Origin of the sequence: Streptomyces sp. 13-12-16 (assembly GCF_002114215.1) — a bacterium.
In the GTDB taxonomy this organism is placed as follows: Bacteria; Actinomycetota; Actinomycetes; order Streptomycetales; family Streptomycetaceae; genus Streptomyces.
This window is the reverse complement of record NZ_NCTE01000226.1, coordinates 1-4,327: the sequence shown is the minus strand read 5'-3', so window position 1 is coordinate 4,327 and position 4,327 is coordinate 1. Positions and strand designations below refer to the sequence as shown.

General features: G+C 71.3%; 5 protein-coding genes. 3 read left to right on the top strand and 2 right to left on the bottom strand.

All coding sequences use genetic code 11. From position 1 onward, the window contains the following. The 3 genes from B7767_RS10285 to B7767_RS10275 all read left to right on the top strand — a co-directional run. Positions 1-1,047, top strand: a 1,047-nt coding sequence (locus B7767_RS10285) for a S1C family serine protease (protein ID WP_085571923.1), incomplete at its 5' end; no start/stop codon positions are given. 126 nt (positions 1,048-1,173) lie between these two features. After that, positions 1,174-1,614, top strand: a complete 441-nt coding sequence (locus B7767_RS10280; RefSeq protein WP_085571922.1) for a sec-independent translocase — start codon at positions 1,174-1,176, stop codon at positions 1,612-1,614. A 226-nt stretch (positions 1,615-1,840) separates the two neighbouring features. Beyond that, positions 1,841-2,515, top strand: coding sequence for a hypothetical protein (locus B7767_RS10275; protein ID WP_085571921.1), 675 nt, complete (start codon positions 1,841-1,843; stop codon positions 2,513-2,515). A gap of 62 nt (positions 2,516-2,577) precedes the next feature. Here the strand turns inward: B7767_RS10275 and B7767_RS10270 are convergent, their stop codons facing one another. Together B7767_RS10270 and B7767_RS10265 are read right to left on the bottom strand one after the other, a co-directional pair. Next, positions 2,578-3,711 carry an Mrp/NBP35 family ATP-binding protein gene (locus B7767_RS10270; protein ID WP_085571920.1) on the bottom strand — a complete coding sequence of 378 codons (1,134 nt, stop codon included), beginning with the start codon at positions 3,709-3,711 and terminating at the stop codon, positions 2,578-2,580. A gap of 43 nt (positions 3,712-3,754) precedes the next feature. Further along, positions 3,755-4,327 (bottom strand): DUF1003 domain-containing protein (locus B7767_RS10265; RefSeq protein ID WP_107485959.1); only part of this gene is annotated, 573 nt, incomplete at its 5' end.

Sequence of the window (4,327 nt, the reverse complement as noted above, 5' to 3'; positions counted from 1 at the left end):
GGCGGGATCGCCGGCACGTATCTGGAGCGCAACGGCGGCGTGGGCACCGTGGAGCTGCCGCAGGCCGGCAAGGAGGCGTCGGAACGCGACCCCGGCAGCGTCGCCGGAATCGCCGCACGGGCACTGCCCAGCGTCGTCACCCTGCACGTCAGCGGTGCAGGCGAGGCCGGCACCGGCACCGGCTTCGTGCTCGACGGGCGCGGCCACATCCTCACCAACGACCACGTCGTCGGACCCGCCGGGGACGACGGCGAGATCACCGTCACCTTCCACAGCGGTGACACCGCCGAGGCCACCGTCGTGGGCCGGGACAGCGGCTACGACCTCGCCGTCGTGAAGGTGAAGGGCGTCAGCGGACTCACCCCCCTGCCGCTGGGCAACTCCGACAACGTGCGGGTCGGCGACCCCGTCGTCGCCATCGGCGCCCCCTTCGACCTGGCCGGCACCGTCACCTCCGGCATCATCAGCGCCAGGGAGCGGCCCATCACCGCCGGCGGCGAGGAGGGCGACGGCAGCGACGTGTCGTACGTCGACGCCCTGCAGACCGACGCGCCGATCAACCCCGGCAACTCCGGCGGCCCGCTGCTCGACGCCGAGGCCCGGGTGATCGGCATCAACTCGGCCATCCGCTCCGCCGGCGGCGGCACCGACCCGGACGCCGGTCAGGCCGGCTCCATAGGACTCGGCTTCGCCATCCCCATCAACCAGGGCAAGCGCGTCGCCGAGGAACTGATCAACACCGGGAAGGCCACCCACCCGGTGATCGGCATCACCCTCGACATGCGGTACGACGGCGACGGCGCCCGCGTCGCGGAGAAGGGCGGCGACGGCGGACCCCCGGTCAGCACCGGCGGCCCCGGCGCCAAGGCCGGGATCAAGGCCGGAGACGTCATCACCGAGGTCGACGGCCGGCGCGTCCACTCCGGCGAGGAACTCATCGTCAAGACCCGTGCCCACCGCCCCGGCGACCGCCTCGAACTCACCCTGGAGCGGGACGGCGAGGAGCGGACGGTCACCCTGACGCTCGGTTCCTCGGAGGGCGACTGAGGCGGATGAGCCCCGGGACGGTACCGGACGCACGGGGTGGCCGGGTACCGTGGACCCGGCCCGGACCACGGAAGACCGCAGGCCGCCCCGGGGACCGAGGACCGAAGGCATCGCGAGGAGCTTCAGGTGTTCAATGACATAGGACCGCTCGAGCTGGTGACGCTCATCGTCCTCGCCGTGCTCGTCTTCGGTCCGGACAAGCTCCCCAAGGTCATCCAGGACGTGACGCGCACGATCCGGAAGATCCGGGACTTCTCGGAGAGCGCCAAGCAGGACATCCGGCAGGAACTCGGCCCGGAGTTCAAGGACTTCGAGTTCGAGGACCTCAACCCCAAGACGTTCATCCGCAAGCAGCTGGACAACGACGACCTGGGGCTCAAGGAGATCCGTAACGGCTTCGACCTGAAGAAGGAGATGGCCGAGGTCGCGGACGCCGTCCACGGCCGCGACGCCGACTCCTCGTCCTCCGCCCCGTCCGCCTCCTCCGGTGGCCGTGTGGACATGACCAAGAAGCCCGAGAAGCCGGCGGCCGACGACCGCCCGCCCTTCGACATGGACGCCACCTGAGCCGTCCGGCGCCGGGACGGACGCCCCCGCGTACGTGACGTGTCTCATACTCCACCCGGGCCGCGTACGGCCTGATCAGGGCGTCCGCGCGGCCCACGCGCCGGGCGGTTTCCCAGCCCATGACGTCAAGGTGGCTATGCTGCCGAGTTGTTGTGTGGAACGGACGAGTACGCCCGAAGGGGGGCGGGCCGCCCGGTCCGACGAGAGCGAGGAGGCGTCCGGCCACATGGAGACGACGAGTTCGGCAGTCGCGCAGGCGCCGGCAGCGGAGGACGGAGAACCCGTTCCCTCCGCCCGGCGTACCGTCGACGGCTACCTGCGTGCGCCCTTCCCCTGGTACGGCCTCGACGAGGCCTTCACGGGGCGGCGCTGGCTGATGCAGGTCGGACTGGCGGCCGACGGGGCCGTCGAGCACGGATCGGTCGGGCACGGCGACGAGCCCTCGGTGCGCAGCGAGTACACGGCCGGGACCGACCAGGAGACCAAGGAGAAGTTCGCGGTCGTGGTGACCGTGGCCGCCAACCCGGTGCGCCGCAGCGCCGACGGCACCGGTCTGCTGGAGGCCACCTCGGTCTCCTCCGCCGCCTGGCTCGCCGGGGTGGGGCTGCTGTCCTTCACCTGGCCCGGCCAGATGGACCACTCCCTGCGCGACGACTGGCTGGACCAGCAGACGGAGACCGCCTGGGTCCTCGCGGACGACCTGGAGGGCGAGGACTGGTCGACGCTGTCCCTGCCCGTGGACGGGGTGCCGACGCCGTTCCACTACCGGGAGTCCGAGTTCGGCTGGGTGCTCGCGGGCTCCACGCAGGCGGGGGTGCACGTGGGCGCGTACGGCAGGGGCATGAGCGCGTACGGCCTCGGCTTCGCCGTGGTCAAGGACATCACCGCGTACGACGCCTGAACGGACGGGTATGCGGAAGGGCGCCGTCCGGTAGTGGACGGCGCCCTCGCGCGTGAGGACCCTCAGAACTTGTTGCGCGGGGTGATCCCCAGCGACATGCCCGACAGACCCCGCTGCCGCCCGCCCAGCTTGCCGGCGATCGAGCGGAGCGCCGAGCCCGCCGGGGAGTCCGGGTCGGACAGCACCACGGGCCTGCCCTCGTCGCCGCCCTCGCGCAGCCGGACGTCGATCGGGATGGCTCCGAGCACCGGCACGTTCGCACCGGTCGTCCGGGTCAGGCCGTCGGCGACCGTCTGGCCGCCGCCCGTGCCGAACACGTCGACCATCTCGCCGCAGTGCGGGCAGGGCAGCCCGGACATGTTCTCGACCACGCCGACGATCTTCTGGTGCGTCTGCACGGCGATGGAGCCCGCCCGCTCGGCCACCTCGGCCGCCGCCTGCTGGGGCGTGGTGACGACGAGGATCTCGGCGTTCGGCACGAGCTGGGCCACGGAGATCGCGATGTCACCGGTGCCGGGCGGCAGGTCGAGGAGCAGCACGTCCAGGTCGCCCCAGTAGACGTCCGCCAGGAACTGCTGGAGCGCGCGGTGCAGCATCGGGCCGCGCCACACGACGGGCGCGTTGCCCGGGGTGAACATGCCGATGGAGATGACCTTCACGCCGTTCGCCGACGGCGGCATGATCATGTTCTCGACCTGGGTGGGACGCCCGTCCGCGCCCAGCATGCGCGGCACCGAGTGGCCGTAGATGTCGGCGTCCACGACACCGACCTTCAGCCCGTCGGCCGCCATCGCCGCCGCCAGGTTCACCGTCACCGAGGACTTGCCGACGCCGCCCTTGCCGGACGCGACCGCGTAGACCCGGGTCAGGCTGCCCGGCTTGGCGAAGGGCACCTCACGCTCGGTCTGACCGCCGCGCAGCGCGGACGCCAGCTCCTTGCGCTGCTCGTCGCTCATGACGTCCAGCGTCACGTCGACCCGGGTGACGCCCTCGACCCGGGAGACCGCGTCCGTCACGCGCTGCGTGATCGTGTCCCGCATGGGGCAGCCGGAGACCGTCAGGTACACGGTGACCGCGACCGCACCGTCCGCACCGATCTCCACCGATTTGACCATGCCGAGTTCGGTGATGGGCCGGTTGATCTCGGGGTCGTTCACCGTCGCCAGTGCCTCGCGCACCGCGTCTTCCGTAGCCATACGGACGATGGTACGGCGCCGGGTACACCCGCCGGTAAGTACGTCAGTGGTCGTCTGCGTCACGTCCGGGCGGGTGTTCCGCCCGCATCGCCGGGAAAGGCCCCTGATGGTCCTTGTGTCCGTTCTGCCGCCCCTCCAGTTCCTTGACCATGTCCTGGAGCTCCGAGCGGATCCAGTCCCGCGTGGCCACCTCCCCGAGTCCGATCCGCAGGGCGGCGATCTCCCGGGTCAGGTACTCGGTGTCCGCGATCGACCGCTCGTTCTGCTTGCGGTCCTGCTCCAGGTTGACCCGGTCCCGGTCGTCCTGCCTGTTCTGCGCGAGCAGGATCAGCGGAGCCGCGTAGGAGGCCTGCAGGGACAGCATCAGCGTCAGGAAGATGAACGGGTACTCGTCGAAGCGCAGCTCCTTCGGCGCGGACACGTTCCACACCACCCACAGGATGATGACGAACGTCATCCAGACGATGAACCGCCCGGTGCCCAGGAACCGCGCGACGCTCTCCGAGAGCCGCCCGAAGGCCTCCGGGTCCCACTCGGGCAGGATGCGGCGCCTGGGAGGGCGCGGCTGGTCCAGACGGGGCGTGCGCGGCCGTCCGGCGGCCGTGGCGCCCGCCGG

Coding starts and splice junctions, on each gene's coding strand:
- B7767_RS10275 (WP_085571921.1), top strand. CDS start 1,841: ATGGAGACGACGAGTTCGGCAGTCGCGCAGGCGCCGGCAGCGGAGGAC.
- B7767_RS10270 (WP_085571920.1), bottom strand. CDS start 3,711: ATGGCTACGGAAGACGCGGTGCGCGAGGCACTGGCGACGGTGAACGAC.